At 66.2% G+C, this 16,473-nt stretch carries 19 protein-coding genes and 1 tRNA gene; 9 read left to right on the forward strand and 11 right to left on the reverse strand.

The window, feature by feature from the left end:
* Positions 1-61: 61 nt before the first annotated feature.
* From nudB to CCX87_RS21245, 8 genes are all read left to right on the forward strand, one after another.
* Positions 62-544: a dihydroneopterin triphosphate diphosphatase gene (gene nudB, locus CCX87_RS04130; RefSeq protein WP_087748169.1), complete on the forward strand. Its 483-nt coding sequence runs from the start codon at positions 62-64 to the stop codon at positions 542-544.
* Positions 541-1,290, forward strand: coding sequence for an endonuclease/exonuclease/phosphatase family protein (locus CCX87_RS04135; RefSeq protein ID WP_087743985.1), 750 nt, complete (start codon positions 541-543; stop codon positions 1,288-1,290). The genes nudB and CCX87_RS04135 overlap by 4 nt, the downstream gene beginning before the upstream one ends.
* A 16-nt stretch (positions 1,291-1,306) precedes the next feature.
* Complete coding sequence (gene clsB, locus CCX87_RS04140; protein ID WP_369825235.1) at positions 1,307-2,515, forward strand: cardiolipin synthase ClsB; 1,209 nt, start codon at positions 1,307-1,309, stop codon at positions 2,513-2,515.
* Positions 2,516-2,630: 115 nt separating this feature from the next.
* Complete coding sequence (folE, locus tag CCX87_RS04145; RefSeq protein WP_087743989.1) at positions 2,631-3,356, forward strand: GTP cyclohydrolase I; 726 nt, start codon at positions 2,631-2,633, stop codon at positions 3,354-3,356.
* A 1-nt stretch (position 3,357) separates the two neighbouring features.
* Positions 3,358-3,780: a BLUF domain-containing protein gene (locus tag CCX87_RS04150; protein ID WP_087743991.1), complete on the forward strand. Its 423-nt coding sequence runs from the start codon at positions 3,358-3,360 to the stop codon at positions 3,778-3,780.
* A 212-nt stretch (positions 3,781-3,992) separates the two neighbouring features.
* Positions 3,993-4,835 (forward strand): DUF429 domain-containing protein, encoded by an 843-nt coding sequence (locus CCX87_RS04155; RefSeq protein ID WP_087743993.1) that lies wholly within the window; start codon positions 3,993-3,995, stop codon positions 4,833-4,835.
* Between the two features lie 59 nt (positions 4,836-4,894).
* A complete protein-coding gene (locus tag CCX87_RS04160; RefSeq protein WP_087748170.1) occupies positions 4,895-5,545 on the forward strand; it encodes a LysE family translocator in 651 nt (216 codons plus the stop codon).
* A 66-nt stretch (positions 5,546-5,611) separates the two neighbouring features.
* On the forward strand, positions 5,612-5,722 hold the full coding sequence (locus CCX87_RS21245; protein ID WP_232476478.1) for a histidine phosphatase family protein: 111 nt from the start codon (positions 5,612-5,614) through the stop codon (positions 5,720-5,722).
* Here the strand turns inward: CCX87_RS21245 and CCX87_RS04165 are convergent.
* From CCX87_RS04165 to CCX87_RS04195, 7 genes are all read right to left on the reverse strand, one after another.
* Positions 5,709-6,344: a hypothetical protein gene (locus CCX87_RS04165; RefSeq protein ID WP_087743996.1), complete on the reverse strand. Its 636-nt coding sequence runs from the start codon at positions 6,342-6,344 to the stop codon at positions 5,709-5,711. The genes CCX87_RS21245 and CCX87_RS04165 overlap by 14 nt on opposite strands.
* 7 nt (positions 6,345-6,351) lie before the next feature.
* Positions 6,352-7,761, reverse strand: coding sequence for an amidase (locus CCX87_RS04170; protein ID WP_087743999.1), 1,410 nt, complete (start codon positions 7,759-7,761; stop codon positions 6,352-6,354).
* Positions 7,762-7,779: 18 nt separating this feature from the next.
* On the reverse strand, positions 7,780-9,270 hold the full coding sequence (locus CCX87_RS04175) for an ABC transporter substrate-binding protein (protein WP_087744001.1): 1,491 nt from the start codon (positions 9,268-9,270) through the stop codon (positions 7,780-7,782).
* A gap of 77 nt (positions 9,271-9,347) precedes the next feature.
* Positions 9,348-10,289, reverse strand: a complete 942-nt coding sequence (locus CCX87_RS04180; RefSeq protein ID WP_087744003.1) for an ATP-binding cassette domain-containing protein — start codon at positions 10,287-10,289, stop codon at positions 9,348-9,350.
* On the reverse strand, positions 10,286-11,293 hold the full coding sequence (locus CCX87_RS04185; RefSeq protein WP_087748171.1) for an ABC transporter ATP-binding protein: 1,008 nt from the start codon (positions 11,291-11,293) through the stop codon (positions 10,286-10,288). Before CCX87_RS04185 ends, CCX87_RS04180 begins: the two co-directional genes overlap by 4 nt.
* A gap of 27 nt (positions 11,294-11,320) precedes the next feature.
* The gene (locus CCX87_RS04190; protein ID WP_087744005.1) at positions 11,321-12,193 is read right to left on the reverse strand and encodes an ABC transporter permease; all 873 of its coding nucleotides are present in this window, start codon (positions 12,191-12,193) and stop codon (positions 11,321-11,323) included.
* Positions 12,194-12,335: 142 nt separating this feature from the next.
* A complete protein-coding gene (locus CCX87_RS04195) occupies positions 12,336-13,298 on the reverse strand; it encodes an ABC transporter permease (RefSeq protein WP_087744007.1) in 963 nt (320 codons plus the stop codon).
* A 220-nt stretch (positions 13,299-13,518) separates the two neighbouring features.
* Between CCX87_RS04195 and CCX87_RS04200 the strand changes: the two genes are divergently transcribed.
* A complete protein-coding gene (locus CCX87_RS04200; protein ID WP_087744010.1) occupies positions 13,519-13,776 on the forward strand; it encodes a YfhL family 4Fe-4S dicluster ferredoxin in 258 nt (85 codons plus the stop codon).
* 59 nt (positions 13,777-13,835) lie between these two features.
* Here the strand turns inward: CCX87_RS04200 and pth are convergent, their stop codons facing one another.
* The 4 genes from pth to CCX87_RS04220 all read right to left on the reverse strand — a co-directional run bounded on the left by pth (position 13,836) and on the right by CCX87_RS04220 (position 16,465).
* The gene (pth, locus tag CCX87_RS04205; RefSeq protein WP_087744012.1) at positions 13,836-14,444 is read right to left on the reverse strand and encodes an aminoacyl-tRNA hydrolase; all 609 of its coding nucleotides are present in this window, start codon (positions 14,442-14,444) and stop codon (positions 13,836-13,838) included.
* 103 nt (positions 14,445-14,547) lie between these two features.
* Positions 14,548-15,186, reverse strand: a complete 639-nt coding sequence (locus CCX87_RS04210; RefSeq protein WP_087744014.1) for a 50S ribosomal protein L25/general stress protein Ctc — start codon at positions 15,184-15,186, stop codon at positions 14,548-14,550.
* A gap of 180 nt (positions 15,187-15,366) precedes the next feature.
* Positions 15,367-16,341 (reverse strand): ribose-phosphate pyrophosphokinase, encoded by a 975-nt coding sequence (locus tag CCX87_RS04215; protein WP_087744017.1) that lies wholly within the window; start codon positions 16,339-16,341, stop codon positions 15,367-15,369.
* Between the two features lie 47 nt (positions 16,342-16,388).
* Positions 16,389-16,465 (reverse strand) — tRNA-Gln (locus tag CCX87_RS04220).
* Positions 16,466-16,473 lie beyond the last annotated feature (8 nt).

The following is a 16,473-nucleotide window of genomic DNA, read 5'->3' on the forward strand; positions in this document are numbered from 1 at the left end:
TCAGGCCTGCGTGCAGATCGACAGGGCGTCTTCGGGCGCCCTTTCTTTTAAGGAAAACCAGATGCCGACCTTGCCGGAGCCGGTGTTCAAAATCCCCCAGTCCGTGCTGGTGGTGATCCACACGCCGGCGCTGGATGTGCTGCTGATCCGCCGCGCGGTCGATGCCCCCGACGGCCAGGCGTTCTGGCAATCGGTCACTGGCAGCAAGGACAGCCTGCAGGAAGACTGGCGTGAAACCGCGGTGCGCGAGGTGCTGGAAGAGACCGGCATCCGCGCGGATGCACCGGGTTGCACGCTGCGCGACTGGGGCCTGGAAAATCGGTACGACATTTACCCGCAATGGCTGCACCGCTACGCACCCGGCGTGCGGCGCAACACCGAGCGCCTGTTTGGCCTGCAGGTGCCCGCCGCCATGCCGGTGGTGCTGAGCCCGCGCGAGCACACCGCTTGGGCCTGGTGGCCCTGGCGCGAGGCGGCGGACCGCTGCTTCTCGCCTTCGAATGCCGAGGCCATCCTGTTGCTGCCACAATTTGCCTTGCCATGAACCCATCCCACCACGCTTCCGAGATTCTGCGCATCGCCACCTACAACATCCACAAGGGTGTGCAGGGCCTGGGCCCGGCGCGCCGGCTGGAGATCCACAACCTGGGCCTGGCCGTGGAGCAGCTCGATGCCGACATCGTCTGCCTGCAGGAAGTGCGCAAGATGCACCGCCGTGAAGCTGCCTATTTCCAGCGCTGGCCCGATGTGCCGCAGGCCGAGTACCTGGCGCCCGAGGGCTATGAGGCGGTGTACCGCACCAATGCATTCACGCGCCATGGCGAGCATGGCAACGCGCTGCTGTCGCGCTGGCCGGTGATCGGGCACCAGCATGAGGACATTTCCGACCACCGCTTCGAGCAGCGCGGCCTGCTGCATGTGGAAGTGGATGCGCATGGCCGCCGTGTGCATGTGATCGTGGTGCACCTGGGGCTGATTCCCGGCAGCCGGGTGCGGCAGGTCGAGCGTTTGCAGCAGTTCATCGAGCGCGAGGTGCCCGCGGGGTCGCCGGTGGTGGTGGCCGGTGACTTCAACGACTGGGGGGCGCAGATCAAGCGCATGCTCTCGGGCTTCGGCCTGTATGAGTTTGATGCGCCGCGCGCCTTCACCTACCCCGCCCGGCTGCCGCTGGTGCAGCTCGACCATGTCTATGTGCGTGGGCTGGAGCCGCTTGGGCTGCATGTGCCGCGGGGGCGCATCTGGTGGCGCATGTCCGACCACCTGCCGCTGATTGCCGAGTTCAGGCTTTGACCGGCGGATGAAACGGATGGCCGATTTCGCCAAAGACCACCGCGTGCGCTTGCTGCAGGGTGCGCAGGAGCTGTTTCCCGCCATGATCGAGGCGATGGATGCGGCGATCTCCGACATCCAGTTCGAGACCTACATTTTCGATTTCACCGGGACGGGGGCGCAGGTGGCCGAGGCGCTCATTCGCGCCGCAGAGCGCGGCGTGCGCACCCATCTGGTGGTGGACGGCGTGGGCACCGGGCCGCTGCCCAAGACCTGGCAGCAGCGCATGAAGGCTGCGGGGGTGCTGGTACGGGTGTATTCGCCGCTGGGGCCGCTGGGGCTGCTGCTGCCCCACCGCTGGAGGCGCCTGCACCGCAAGCTGTGCGTGGTCGATGGCCTGCTGGTGTTTTGCGGCGGCATCAATGTGCTGGACGATCTTTACGACCCCAACTACGGCACGCTCGATGCGCCGCGCTTTGATTTTGCCGTGCAGGCGACGGGCTCGATCGCGGCGCAGGCCAGCCAGACCATGGAGCGCCTGTGGTGGCGCCTGCAGGCGGTGCGCGACGTGCGCCTGCACCGCCTGCCGCAAGCCGTGCGCGACCTGCGCGCCGCCAGCGCCACCCGGCACGCCAGACAGCAGGACCCGGACGCAAGCGGCATGCGGGCCGCGCTGGTGCTGCGCGACAACGTGCGCAACCGCAGCCGCATCGAAAAGGCCTATCGGCGCGCCATTGGCGCGGCACGCCACGACATCATCATCGCCAATGCGTATTTCGTGCCCGGCCGCAAGCTGCGCCGCGCGCTGATTCTGGCGGCAAACCGGGGCGTGCGCGTGCAGCTCTTGCTGCAGGGGCGCTACGAATATTTCATGCAGTACCACGCGGCGCGGCCGGTGTATGGCGCGCTGTTGGCCGCTGGCGTGGAGATCCACGAATACGAGCCCAGCTTCTTGCACGCCAAGGTGGCGGTGATCGACGCCCACAGCGACAAGCCCTGGGCCACGGTGGGCTCGTCCAACCTCGACCCCTTGAGCCTGCTGCTGGCGCGCGAGGCCAATGTGGTGGTCGAAGATGCCGCCTTTGCCATCGACCTGCGCCAGCGCCTCGTGCACGCCATGCAGCATGCCGGGCGGCGCATGGACCCGGCCCGCTATGCCGGCCGCCCGCTGCGCCAGCGCGTGCTCGATCGCGTGGCCTTTGGCCTGATGCGCCTGGCCTTGTGGGTTACGGGAAACCGATACTGAGCACCAGTGCGTCGATTTGCTATTGAATATATAGCTAATAGCGCTTGTTCCATAAGCGCTTGCGCCCTAAAACCCTTGAAAATTGCAGGCAGGCGTTCGCTGGTAGGATGCAGCCATGTCCAGTCAACCAGTTGCCGATATGACGCCCATTCCGCCGGATGAAGGTACGCCCGTTTCCGTGAAGATCCGCGAGCGCATCGCCGCCGCACGCAAGCGCTTCAACGCCAATGACAACATTGCCGACTTCATCGAACCCGGCGAGTTGGAGCAGCTGCTCGACGAGGTCGAGGTCAAGATGCAGGGCGTGCTCGACAGCCTGGTGATCAACACCCAGGACGACCACAACACCCACAACACCGCGCGCCGCGTGGCCAAGATGTATCTCAACGAGGTGTTCAAAGGCCGCTATGTGCAGGCGCCCCCGATCACCGAGTTTCCCAACGCCGAGCACCTCAACGAGCTGATGATCGTGGGCCCGCTCACGGTGCGCAGTGCCTGCAGCCACCACTTTTGCCCCGTGCTGGGCAAGATCTGGATCGGCATCATGCCCAACGAGCACACCAACGTGATCGGCCTGTCCAAATACGCGCGCCTGGTCGACTGGATCATGGGCCGCCCGCAGATCCAGGAAGAGGCCGTCGTGCAACTGGCCGACTTGATCATGGAAAAAACCCAGCCCGACGGCCTGGCCATCGTCATGGAAGCCAGCCACTTTTGCATGTCCTGGCGCGGCGTGCGCGACATGGACAGCAAGATGATCAACTCCGTGATGCGCGGCGTGTTCCTGAAAGACAGCGCCCTGCGCCGCGAATTCCTCTCGCTCATTCCAGGAAGGAACTGACATGCTCGTACGCCTGCTGTATGCCAGCCGCGCGGTGGACACTTCGCCCGCCGCCATCGAAGCCATCCTCACCCAGTCGCGCCAGCACAACCCGGGCAGCGGCATCACGGGCATCCTGTGCTATGGCGGCGGGGTCTTCCTGCAGGCCATCGAGGGCGGGCGCTCGCCGGTCAACGAGCTGTACGGCCACATCCAGCGCGACCCGCGCCACAAGAATGTGGAGCTGCTGCACTACGAAGAGATTGCCGAGCGGCGCTTTGGCGGCTGGATCATGGGGCAGGTGAACCTGTCCAAGATCAACCACTCCATCCTGCTCAAGTATTCCGAAAAACCCGAGCTCGATCCGTATGCGGTGTCGGGCAAGGTGTCGTTTGCGCTGCTTGAAGAGCTGATGGCGACAGCCTCCATCATCGGCCGTGCCTGAAAGGCGGAGCGCTTTGCTACTGCGCGGCCTGATCTTGCGCCTGCGGTACTCGCCGCACGAGAGTGCGGCTGCATTCCTCAACGCAAGCTGAGGCCGCTCGCTACGCAAATCGCCCCACCTTTCTGCTTCGGTGATTTTTCTCTGGGTCGCAGGCCGTCGTTGCCGACGCTGCGGCTTTTTGCATTCCAGCGCCCCGATCTGTGACCACAGCCATGACGACCGATTTGGCCGAACAATCCTTGCTGCTGGGCTGTGATTTCTCCAGCAGCCCCGGCCGGCGCAAACCCATTGTGCTGGCGCTGGGCCAGCGCGTGGCGGCGCGGGTGCAGTTGCTGGGCCTGGAAACCTTTGACACCCTTGATGGCCTGGCGCGCTGGCTGGCCGCGCCGCGCGCCTGGGTGGGCGGCTTTGACCTGCCCTTTGGCCTGCCGCGCGAGCTGGTGCAGGCGCTGGGCTGGCCGCTGCAGTGGCATGCGTGCATGCAGCATTACTGCGCGCTCTCGCGGGCGCAGATCCGCGACAGCTTTGCCGCCTTCTGCGCCGCGCGGCCCGTGGGCGGCAAGTTCGCGCACCGGGCCACCGATGGGCCGGCCGGCTCCAGCCCATCGATGAAATGGGTCAACCCGCCCGTGGCCTACATGCTGCACGCCGGCGTGCCGCTGCTGCTGGACGCGGGGGTGCATCTGCCCGGACTGCACCCCGGCGACCCGCAGCGCGTGGCGCTGGAGGCCTACCCCGGCTTGCTGGCGCGCGAAATCCTGGCGCGCCGCAGCTACAAAAGTGACGACCGCGCCCAACAGACGCCCGAGCGGCTGATTGCCCGCAAGGATCTGGTGCATGCGCTGGAGATGGGCCAGACCCGCCTGGGCCTGCGCCTCAAGCTCAGCCACGCCCAGCGCGATGCCCTGGTGGATGACGCCAGCGGCGACCGTCTGGACGCCGTGCTGTGCCTGCTGCAGGCCGCCTGGGCGCAGCAGCGCCATGAGGAGGGCGATGCGCTTTATGGTCTGCCGACGGGGTTCGATGGCCTCGAAGGCTGGATTGTCACGGCCTGATTTCGCCGGCCCCGGTGTTGGCACAATGGACGGCCCAGCCCTTGCCAATGTCCACCGCCATGCCTGCTTTCGAAACTTTGCTCACTTTTTTTGGCGTGTCGGTGCTGCTGGGGCTCACGCCCGGCCCCGACAACCTGTTCGTGCTGCTGCAATCGGCCCAGCGCGGCTGGCGCGCCGGCATGGCGGTGGTGGCGGGCCTGTGCGCTGGCCTGGTGGTGCACACCACGGCGGTGGCCCTGGGGCTGGCAGCCGTGTTTGCCGCGTCGGCCATGGCGTTCACGGTGCTCAAATATTGCGGCGCGGCCTATCTGGCCTATCTGGCATGGCAGGCCCTGCGGGCGCCCGCCGCCACGGCGCAGCAGCCCGCCTCCACCCAAGGAAACCAGGGCAAGCAAGGCGGCCGCAGCCTTTGGCGCATGGTGGGGCGCGGCATGGTCATGAACCTCACCAACCCCAAGGTGCTGGTGTTCTTTCTGGCCTTTTTGCCGCAGTTCGCTGATCCGGCGCGCGGCAGTGTGGCTTTGCAGCTCATGGTGCTGGGGGTGGTGTTCATGCTGGCCACGTTGCTGGTGTTTGGTGCCATCGCCTGCTTTTCTGGCGCTTTTGGGGCGCTGCTGCAACGCTCGGCGCGCGCCCAGACGGTGCTCAACCGGGTGGCGGGCCTGGTGTTTCTGGGGCTGGCGCTGCGGCTGGCCACGGCGGAGCGGTAGCTATAAAAAACATAGCTGTAAGCGCTTTGTGTATAAGCGCTAGAGCCATAAAAGGCTTGAAGTGTCATGCGCAGGTTTCACAATGAATGCATGACCGAACTCCTCCTCATCCGCCATGGCGAAACCGACTGGAACCAGACCCGGCTGCAGCGCAGCGAAGGCGTCACGCGCCCTTGATTCCCCTGTCGTCCTTGCCGCCCTTGACCAGGGCCAGATAAGCGCTGCGGGTTTGCGGCGACACCGAATCCACCAGCTGCTCGTAAGGCGTCTTATGCCGTGCCAGCATGCGCGCCGTGGCGATGGTCTTTGATTTGCAGAACCAGTGGCAGGTGTGCTGCATCAGGAACAGCTCGGCCGACATGGTGAAGGCCTTGTCGCGGGGTGTCAGGTGCGCCGCATTGCGGGCCATGGCCTCGATGCCCCGGGCGTGGATCGCCAGGGCCTTGCGCATGTCGAAGGTGGTGCCGGGAAACAGCTGGCTGGCAAAGGGAATCGCCATGGCAAAGCGGCTGACGCGGGCGTCAGCCTCGTTCACCTGGGCAAACTCGGCGGCAAAGCGGTTGAACTGCTCGCTCAGCTGCGATTCGGTGGTGGCGAGCAGGCGCCAGATCTGCTCGCGCCGCTCGGGCGTGCTTTCACCCAGCGCCCGCAGATAACCCTCGGTGAGGGTCTCCATGAGCTTTTCGATCTGGTAGTGGCCCAGGTGGCTGGCCAGCAGGGCAATGCGCTTGCGTTGTTGCCGGTGGTTGAGGATGTAGCTGCCGATGGCGATCAGAAGGGCGAGGGTGAGAATGTCCATGGCTCGTTTATAGCTGCGGCGGCTCGGGCCACGCTTTTTGAGGGGGGCGGATCTGCTCGAACGCATGCGCCACCTGCAGCACGCCCAGGTCGTCGAAGCGCGGCCCGGCGATCTGCAGGCCAATTGGCAAGGGATGCAGGCCGCTGGTGTAGCCGCAGTTCACCGAAGCGGCGGGCTGCTCCGACATGTTGAAGGGCACGGTGAAGCCGATGTGCTCGAGCGGGCGCAGCGGGTCGTTGGTGGGCGAGGGCAGCTCGGCCGCAAACGCCGGCATGGGTGCCACGGGCGAGATCACGTAGTCGAACGCGCTGCAGGCGCGCACGGTGGCCACACGGGTCAGGTGAAACTGCTGGCTGGCGTCGAACACCTCGGTGCCGCTCAGGCCAGCGGCGCTGTCGGCCCAGGCGCGGATGTAGGGCAGCACCCGGTCGCGCTGCCGGGCGGGCAGGGCCAGCAGATCGGTGTGCGAGCGCATGCGCCAGAAATGGTCCATGCCGTCGAGCATGGTCTGCGTCATGAACGGCTGCATGGGCACGATGTGGGCGCCGGCCTGCTCCAGCCAGCGGGCGGCCTGCTCGATGGCGGCGCGCACCTCGGGCTCTACCGGCAGGCCGCAGCCGGCCTCCAGCAGCAGGCCAATCCGCAAACCACGCAGGCGCTCGGCCCCTTGATTGAACTGGCTCCAGGCAATGTCCTGCGCGGGCAGGGCCATGCTGTCGCGCGCGTCGCTCTGGCTCAGCACCTGCATCATCAGCGCGGCGTCTGCCACCGTGCGTGTCATGGGGCCGGCGGCGCGGCCGGTGTAGGGCGGGTCGATGGGGATGCGGCCCAGGCTGGGCTTCAAGCTGAAGATGCCGCACCAGCTGGCGGGCAGGCGCAGCGAGCCGCCGATGTCGGTGCCGATGTGCAGCGGGCCATAGCCGGCGGCGGCCGCAGCGCCCGCACCGGCACTGGAGCCGCCGGGGCCTTTGGATAAGTCCCAGGGGTTGCGCGCCAGCGCGTGAAAGCTCGACAGGCCCGAAGACAGCATGCCGTAGTCGGGCATGGTGGTTTTGGCCACGATCACCGCGCCGGCTTCGCGCAGGCGCGCGGCGGGCGGGGCGTCGGCAGCGGCGGGCATCAGCGCGGTGGCGGCGGTGCCCAGCGGCATGGGGTCGCCGAGTGTGGCGATGTTTTCCTTGATGGTGGCGGGTACGCCGTCGAGTGCGCCCAGCGGTTCGCCGCGCAGCCAGCGGGCTTCGGAGGCCCGCGCCTGCGCCAGGGCGGCTTCGGGGCGCAGCAGGTAGGTGGCCCGAATGTGGGGCTCCCAGCGCTCGATGTGGGCCAGCAGGTCAGCCAGCACATCGACCGGGGACAGCGTGCGCTGGCGGTAGGCCGCGAGCAGGGCGTGGGCGGGCAGGTCGTGTAGCGCGCTCATGGTGCGGGTTCGCCGGTTTCAGGACCAGAAAAGGGCCGACAGGTCGTTCACAAAGATAGGCATGTCTTTCCACAGCCCCCTGAGGTTCTTGTTGGCCACCGTGACCCATTGCGGCTGGTAGAGGAAAGCATGCACGGCCTCTTCGGCCAGCAGGCGCTGCGCATCGCCCAGCAGGCGCGCGCGGTCGGCCGGGCGCGGGGTGTTCTTGATTTTTTCGAACAGCGTGTTGAACTGCGGCGAGTGGTAGCCCCAGTAATAGTCGGGCTTGGCAAAGTTGGCCAGGTCGAAGGGCTCGACATGCGAGATCAGGGTCAGGTCGTAGTTCTTGTTGCCGTAGGTGCCGCTGAGCCACTGGGCCCATTCCACGTTCTGGATCTTGCACACGATGCCGATCTTGGCCAGCTGCGCGGCGATCACCTCGCCCCCCTGGCGCGCATAAGGCGGCGGGGGCAGCGTGAGGGTGAGCGTGAGCGGGGTCTTGACGCCCGCCTCGGCCAGCAGCTTTTTGGCCTTGTCGATATCGAACGGGTTGATGCCCGTGGTGTCCACATAGCCGAACGCGCCCGGCACATAGTGGCTGCCAATGGGCACGCCAAAGCCGTCGCCCGCGCCTTCGATGACGGCCTTGCGGTCGATGGCGGCGGCAATGGCACGGCGCACGCGCACATCGTTCAGGGGCTTGCGGTCGTTGTTGATGGCCAGGATGGTCTTGGCGCGCGAGCCGCTCACCACCACCTGAAAGCGCGGGTTGGCCTTGAACTGGGCCACGCTGCGTGGCGTGACGCGGGCAAACGCATCCACATCGCCCGCCAGCAGCGCCGCCACCTGCGCGGCAGGGTCGGAGATGAAGCGGAACGTGGCCCGGCGCATCTTGATGGTGGCGGGGGCGCGAAAGCCTCGCCAGGCATTCAGCGTGATCGACGCGCCCCGGTTCCACGCGCCCAGCACATAGGGGCCGGTGCCCACGGGCCGGGTGGCGTTGGTGGCGGCGCTTTGGGGCTCGACGATGATGGCCGTGGCCTGGCCCAGCACGAACAAAAAATCGGGGTCGATGTCTTTGTGAATCAGCACCACGGTGTGGTCGTCCACCACCTGCGTGGTGAGGTTGGCGAAGGTGCGCTTGTCCTTGTTGGTGCTCTTGTCGCTGCCTGCGCGGTCAAACGAGAACTTGACCGCCTTGGCAGTGAAGGGCACGCCGTTGCTGAACTTCACGCCCCGGCGCAGGCGCAGGGTGTAGGTTTTCAGGTCGGGCGCCACCTCCCAGCTCTCGGCCAGCAGCGGCGACACGCTGCCGTCGGCGTTGATCTTGGTGAGCGTCTCGAAGATGTTGTAGTGCACGATCTCGGCAATGGCCGAGGCGGCGCCGGCCGTCGGGTCCAGCCCGGGTGGCTCCAGCGTCATGGCCAGCACCACCGTGTCCTTGCGGCCCTGGGCCAGGGCGCCCCAGGGCGCGGCCAGGGGCGCTGCGGCGATGGCGCCAGTGGTGAGGATGGAACGGCGGCTCAGCATGTTGGAAATCTCCGGAGGAATACCTGTGGATCGGGCCCGGGCCGGCAGGTGCACGGCCGGCTGGGGTGGAAGGCTTTTTACACCATGGTGCGCGCCGCTTTGTCGGCCAGCAGCGCCCGGCGCGCGCGGGCACGCCCGGGCTCGATGCGCGGCACGGCGTTCACCAGCGCACGCGTGTAGGGATGCTGCGGGTGGTGGAACAGTTCCTGCGGCGTGCCGCGCTCCACGATGCGCCCCTGGTAGAGCACCAGCACCTCGTCGCACAGGTGGTTCACCACGGCCAGGTCGTGGCTGATGAGCAGGTAGGTGATGCCGAACTGCTGCTGCAGGTCCAGCATCAGGTTGAGCACCTGGGCCTGCACCGACACATCCAGCGCGCTCACGGGCTCGTCGGCCACGATGAGGCGGGGGCGGGTGATGAGCGCGCGCGCAATGGCAATGCGCTGGCGCTGGCCGCCCGAAAACTCGTGCGGGTATTTGTCCAGGTCGGTGCTGCGCAGGCCCACCTGCGCCAGCACCTGGGCGGCCTGCTCGCGCTGCTCGGCGCGGCTGGTGGCGCCCTGGGCCTGCAGCGGCTCGGTGACGATGCGCTGCACTTGGTGGTGCGGGTCCAGCGAGCCATAGGGGTCCTGGAACACCATCTGAAAGTCGCGCCGCGCGCGGCGCAGTTCGGCGGCCGGCAGGCGGTGCAGGTTACGGCCCAGCAGGTGCACCGCGCCGCTGGTAGGTGTGTCGAGCGCCATCACCAGCCGGGCCAGCGTGGATTTGCCCGAGCCCGATTCACCCACGATGCCCACGCTGTGACCCGCCGCCACGGTGAAGTCCACGCCCTGTAGCGCCTGCACCTGCTGCGGCGGCTGAAAAAGGTGCGTGCGCGGCAGCGCGTAGTGGCGCACCAGTTGCGTCACCTCCAGCAGCGGTGGATGGGAATCGGCGAGTGGTTTTGAGTCAAATTGACCCGTAGCGCTTATGGGATAAGCGCTATCAGCTATCAAATCAGTAGTGATTGCGGTGTTCATGCACTGGCCTCGATGGCGGCGGGCATGGCATCGAGCCGGATGCAGCGCGCCATGTGCCCCGCATCCAAAGTGCCAACCTGCACGGGGGCCGGCGGGGCCGTGTGGCACGCGTCCACCGTGAAGCCGCAGCGCCCCGCAAAGGGGCACCCAGCGGGCAGGTTGGCCAGTTCGGGCACGGTTCCCGGGATGGTGGACAGGCGCGTGCGCTCGCCGGGGCTGCGCGGCACCAGTTGCGGGCGCGCCGCAAACAGGCCGCGCGTGTAGGGGTGGGCCATGGTCGCGAAGACGGCCTGCGTGGGCCCGCTTTCCACCACGCTGCCGCCATACATCACCAGCATGCGGTCGGCGTTCTGCGAGATCACGCCCAGGTCGTGCGAGATCAGGATCAGCGCCATGCCGCGCTCGGCCACCAGCTCGCTGATGAGGTCCAGGATCTGCTGCTGCACCGTCACGTCGAGCGCCGTGGTGGGCTCGTCGGCAATCAGCAGGTCGGGCCCGCAGGCCAGCGCCATGGCGATGGTGATGCGCTGGCGCTGCCCGCCCGAGAACTGGTGCGGGTAGGCATCCAGGCGCCGCGCGGCATCGGCAATGCCCACGCGCTCCAGCAGGGCCAGGGCCTCGCGGCGTGCCGCGGCGCGATCCATGCCGCGGTGCAGGCGCAGCGGCTCGGCCACCTGGTCGCCAATCGTGTGCACGGGGTTGAGCGCCGTCATGGGCTCCTGGAACACCATGCCGATGCGGTTGCCGCGCAGGCGGCACAGCGCGCGCTCGTCCAGCCCCAGCAGTTCCTGCCCGTCCAGAAGAATGCTGCCGCTGGCCTGCGCGGCCTCAGGCAGCAGGCCCATGAGCGCCAGGGCGGTGATCGACTTGCCGCAGCCCGATTCGCCCACCAGGCCCAGCGTTTCGCCGCGCTGGAGCGCGAAGTCGATGCCGCGCACCGCGTCGGCCGCGCCGTGGTGCGTCTGCAGGCGGATGCGCAGATCGGTTACTTGCAGTAGGGGTATGGGTGCGGTCGGCATGTGGGGGACGGATCAGCGCTTGCGTGCCAGGCGCGGGTCGAGCAGATCGCGCAGGCCGTCGCCCAGCAGGTTCAGGCCCAGCACGGCCAGCGCAATCGCCACGCCGGGCCACACGGCCAGCAGCGGGGCCTGGAACATGAGGGTTTGCGCATCGCTGAGCATGCGGCCCCACGAGGGTTGCGGCGGCTGCGTGCCCAGGCCGAGGTACGACAGCGCGGCCTCGGCCAGGATGGCGATGGCGAACTGCACCGTGGCCTGCACGATCAGCACCGAGGCGATGTTGGGCAGCACATGTTCGAGCGTGATGCGCCAGCGGCCCTTGCCGCAGGCCCGCGCTGCCAGGATGAAATCGCGCGACCACACGGCGTTGGCCGATGCGCGCGTCACCCGCGCAAAGGTGGGAATGTTGAAGATGCCGATGGCGATGATCGAGTTGACGATGCCCGCGCCAAACACCGCCGTCAGCATGATGGCCGACAAAATCGCCGGAAACGCAAACGTGAAGTCGGCCAGCCGCATGATGGTTTCCTCCACCCAGCCGCGCCGCGCGGCGGCAATCAGCCCCAGCGCCACACCCAGGCCCATGCCAATGCCCACCGCAATCACGCCCACCAGCAGCGAGTTGCGCGCGCCCACCAGCAGCAGCGACGCCACGTCGCGGCCAAAGGCGTCGGTGCCCAGCCAGTGCTGGGCGCTGGGGGGCTGCAGCTTGGCGGGCAGGTCCATCTCATAGGGCGACCAGGGCGTCCAGACCAGCGACAGCGCTGCCGCGGCCAGCAGCAGCGCCACTAGCACGGCGCCCGCGACAAAGCTGCGGTGGCCCAGGGCGCGGCGCAGCCAGTGGGGGTGCGACGAGGGAATGGAGGATGAAAGCGCTGCGTTCATGGGTTGGTTGACAGCTTTTTGTGAAGCCTCTGGTGCTGGAAACCGGCGCGCCCGAAGGCCAGTGCCACCGTGGAACTGGCTCTGCCAGGCCACGGGTGGCGTCCCCCTGGGGGGATGGCGCGAAGCGACTCAGGGGGGCAGCTCATATATCGTTGGCCTTCACTCGGGGGTCGATCACCGCATACAAAAGGTCCACGAAGAAGTTGACCAGGACCACCATCGCCGCCAGCAGCATCACGCAGTTGCGCACCACGATCAGGTCGCGGTTGGCAATCGACTGGAAGATCAGCCGGCCCAGGCCGGGCAGATAAAACACGTTCTCCACCACGATGGTGCCCGCCAGCAGGTTGGCAAACTGCAGGCCCATCACGGTCACGACCGGAATCATGGCGTTGCGCAGCACATGGCTCCATAGTGCAGCCCGCCGCGACAGCCCCTTGGCCCGCGCGGTGCGCACGAAGTCTTCGCGCAGCACATCCAGCACGGCCGAGCGCGTGATGCGCGCCAGTATGGCTGCCTGCACCACCGCCAGCGCCAGCGCGGGCAGCAGCAGCGCCTTCAGCGCGGCCAGCGGGCCGCCGCCGCTGTCTTCGGTCCAGCCCGGGAAGCCCCCCGCCGAAAACCATTGCAGCTTCACCGAAAAAAGCAAGATCAGCAGGATGGCGAACCAGAAGTTGGGAATGGCAATGCCCAGCTGGGCCAGGCCCATCACACCCAGGTCGCCCCAGCGGTTGTGGCGCGATGCGGCGTAAAGGCCGGCCGCGAGCGCCAGCACCGTGCTGAGCGCCATGGCCAGCAACGCCAGCGGCACGGTGAGCGCCAGGCGCTCCAGCACCAGATCCAGCACCGGGCTGCCATAGGCGTAGCTCTCGCCCAGGTCGCCCACCAGCACGCCGCCTATCCATTGCCCGTAGCGTTGCGCGGCGGGTCGGTCCAGCCCCAGCTGGGTGGCCAGCGCCGCTACCGCATCGGGTGCGGCATCGGGGCCCATGAGCACCTGGGCGGCATTGCCCGGCAGCACATCCAGCACCACAAATACGACCACCGATGCACCGAGCAGCGTGGCGATGAGGGTCAGGAACCGCTTGAGAAGAAAGAAACCCATGGATGGTGGTGCGGGCAGGGCCGGGCGGGTGCTTCGGAAGGTTGGAAGGCAGAGGAGCCTGCGCAGCATACCGACAAAGCACCCATGGTGGCGGTGGTGTGTTGTGCCGCGGGCAAGGCGGTGCAGGGCAGGGGCGCGGGATAATACGCGGCATGAACACTGCCTCCTTGAAATCGCTGCATTCGCGCCTGGCGCTCTTGCCATCCGCAGGGAGGCCCGCATGGCGCTGATGATCACCGACGAGTGCATTAACTGCGATGTGTGCGAGCCCGAGTGCCCGAACCAGGCCATCTCCGTGGGGCCGGAGATCTACGAGATCGACCCCCACAAATGCACCGAATGCGTAGGCCATTTCGACGAGCCCCAGTGCGTGCAGCTGTGTCCGGTGGCCTGCATCCCGGTGGACCCGCAGCATGTGGAGAGCCGGGAGACGCTGTGGCAGAAGTTTCAAAGGCTGCAGGCGGTCAGCAAAATCTGAGCATTTTTGGCCGTTGGCGCTTATCCATCAAACGCTGATAGCTATAAAAATAGTAGCTTTTAGTTCTCTTCCGGTCGTGGGGGCTTGGGACGCGGGGGCTTGGTGGTGTGGATCAGCAGCGTGGCTTTGTCCATGTCTCCGGCCAGCATGGCGGGATGGGCCTTGAGCGAATGCGCGATGCTGTCCTCGATCAGCGTGCGCTGGTCGGGTGACGGTTTTTTCAGTACCCAGTTGGCCACTTCGGCCTTGACGCCCGGGTGCCCGATGCCAATGCGCAGGCGCCAGTAGTCGGGCGAGCCAAGCTGGGCGTGGATGTCCCGCAGGCCGTTGTGCCCGGCATGGCTGCCGCCGCGCTTGAGCTTCACCTGGCCGGGGGCAATGTCCAGTTCATCGTGCACCACCAGGATTTCCTCGGGCTGAATCTTGAAGAACCGCGCCAGGGACGCCACCGACTTGCCCGACAGGTTCATGAAGGTCTGCGGCTGCAGCAGCCAGACGCTCTGGCCATGCACGCTGGTGCGGGCCACCAGGCCGTGGTAGCTGCGTTCGGGCACCAGCGTGGCCTTGAGTTCCCGCGCCAGTGCGTCGATCCACCAGAAGCCCGCGTTGTGGCGGGTGGCCTCGTAATCGGGCCCTGGGTTGCCCAGGCCCACAAACAGTTTGATCATGTGCGCAATTATCGGTAGCTGCCAATGAAAACGGCCCACACAGGTGGGCCGTTGGATGCGGCGCTGCCGGGAGGGCAGGCCGCTTCAGACCGGTGCGCCGGTCTTACTTCTTGCCCTTGCCCTTGCCCTTGGCATCGGCGGCAGGTGCTGCGTCGGCGGCAGGCGCTTCAACGACCACCACGGGGTTGACCACGGAAACCAGCACGGGGTTGTTGTTCTGGCCGCCACGGATCACGGGGCTCACGCCCTTGGGCAGCTTGATGTCCTTGAGGTGCAAAGAAACGCCCTTCTTCAGCGTGCTCAAGTCCACGGCGATGAACTCTGGCAGGTCGGAAGGCATGCAGGTCACGTCGAGTTCGTTCACGATGACGTTCGCCGTGCACTTGTCCACCTTGACAGCATCGGACTCTTCCGCGCCGCTGTAGTGCAGTGGCACCTTCATGTGCAGCTTGGTCTTGGCATCCACGCGCTGGAAGTCGATGTGCAGCACCAGTTGCTTGTAGGGGTGGTATTGCACGTCGCGCAGCAGCACCTTGGAGGTTGTGCCGGCCAGTTCCATGTCCAGCACGCTGGAGTGGAATGCTTCTTTCTTGAGGGCGTGCCACAGTGCGTTGTGGTCCACCTCGATCAGCTGGGGTTCAGCGGAACCGCCATACACGATGCCAGGCGTTTTGCCCGAATTGCGCAGACGGCGGCTCGCACCCGTACCCTGCTTGGCGCGCTCAAAAGCGACGAAGTTCATAGTTAGCTCCTGAAAAGGGACGACCGCGACCAGTCATTCCCTGTTGAAAAAAGGCTTGTTGCGCCCGGATGGCGGCAAGCCCACAACAATGCTCCCGAACAGGCAAGCCTCCCGAAGGAGGCTTGGCAAGTATCTGACTGAACAACCCAGCCGCGCCTCGCGAGGGGCGCGGGCCGGCGTTCAGAAAAGATTATCTTGGTCCGAGAACAAACTCATCACCGACTCGCCCTTGGCAATGCGCTGGATCGTTTCGGCGATCAGCGGGGCCACGGAGAGCTGGCGGATTTTTGCGCAACCCTTGGCGTTGTCGCTCAAGGGAATGGTGTTGGTCACCACCACTTCATCGAGGGCCGAGCCCTGGGCGATGCGTTCAATGGCGGGGCCCGAAAAAATGGGGTGGGTGCAGTAGGCGTACACCTTCTTGGCGCCGCGCTCCTTGAGCACTTCGGCGGCCTTCACCAGCGTGCCGGCGGTGTCGATCATGTCATCCATGATCACGCAGTTGCGACCGTCGATTTCACCGATCACATGCATCACTTCGGACACGTTGGCCTTGGGCCGGCGCTTGTCGATGATGGCCAGATCGCAGCCGAGCTGCTTGGCCAGAGCGCGGGCACGCACCACGCCGCCCACATCGGGCGAGACGACGATCAGGTCTTCGTAGTTCTTCTGGCGCAGATCGCCCAGCAGCACGGGCGAGGCGTAGATGTTGTCGACCGGGATGTCAAAGAAGCCCTGGATCTGGTCGGCATGCAGATCCATGGTCAGCACGCGGGCCACGCCCACCGCCTGCAGCATGTTGGCCACCACTTTGGCAGAGATCGGCACCCGGCTGGAGCGGGGACGGCGATCCTGGCGGGCGTAGCCAAAGTAGGGGATCACGGCGCTGATGCGTTCGGCGGAGGCGCGCTTGAGCGCGTCCACCATGATCAGCAGTTCCATGAGGTTTTCGTTGGTGGGTGCGCAGGTGGACTGCACCACGAAAACGTCGCGTGCGCGCACGTTCTGTTTGATTTCGACGGTGACTTCACCGTCAGAGAATCGGCCCACATCGGCCGCACCCAGGGTGGTGCCAAGGTGTTGGGCAATTTCAGCTGCCATGCCAGGATTGGCATTGCCGGTGAAAACCATGAAGTCGGGTTGGTTGGCTTGCATGAGCGTCCCAGCAGTCTGAAAAAAAAGCCCGTACGCGAAAAGAAATTTGGCAGGGGAGAAAGGATTCGAACCTTTGCATGCCGGAATCAAAATCCGGTGCCTTAACCAGCTTGGCGACTCCCCTACACAGGT

This window comes from Acidovorax sp. T1, from assembly GCF_002176815.1.
Taxonomy (GTDB): Bacteria; Pseudomonadota; Gammaproteobacteria; order Burkholderiales; family Burkholderiaceae_C; genus Acidovorax.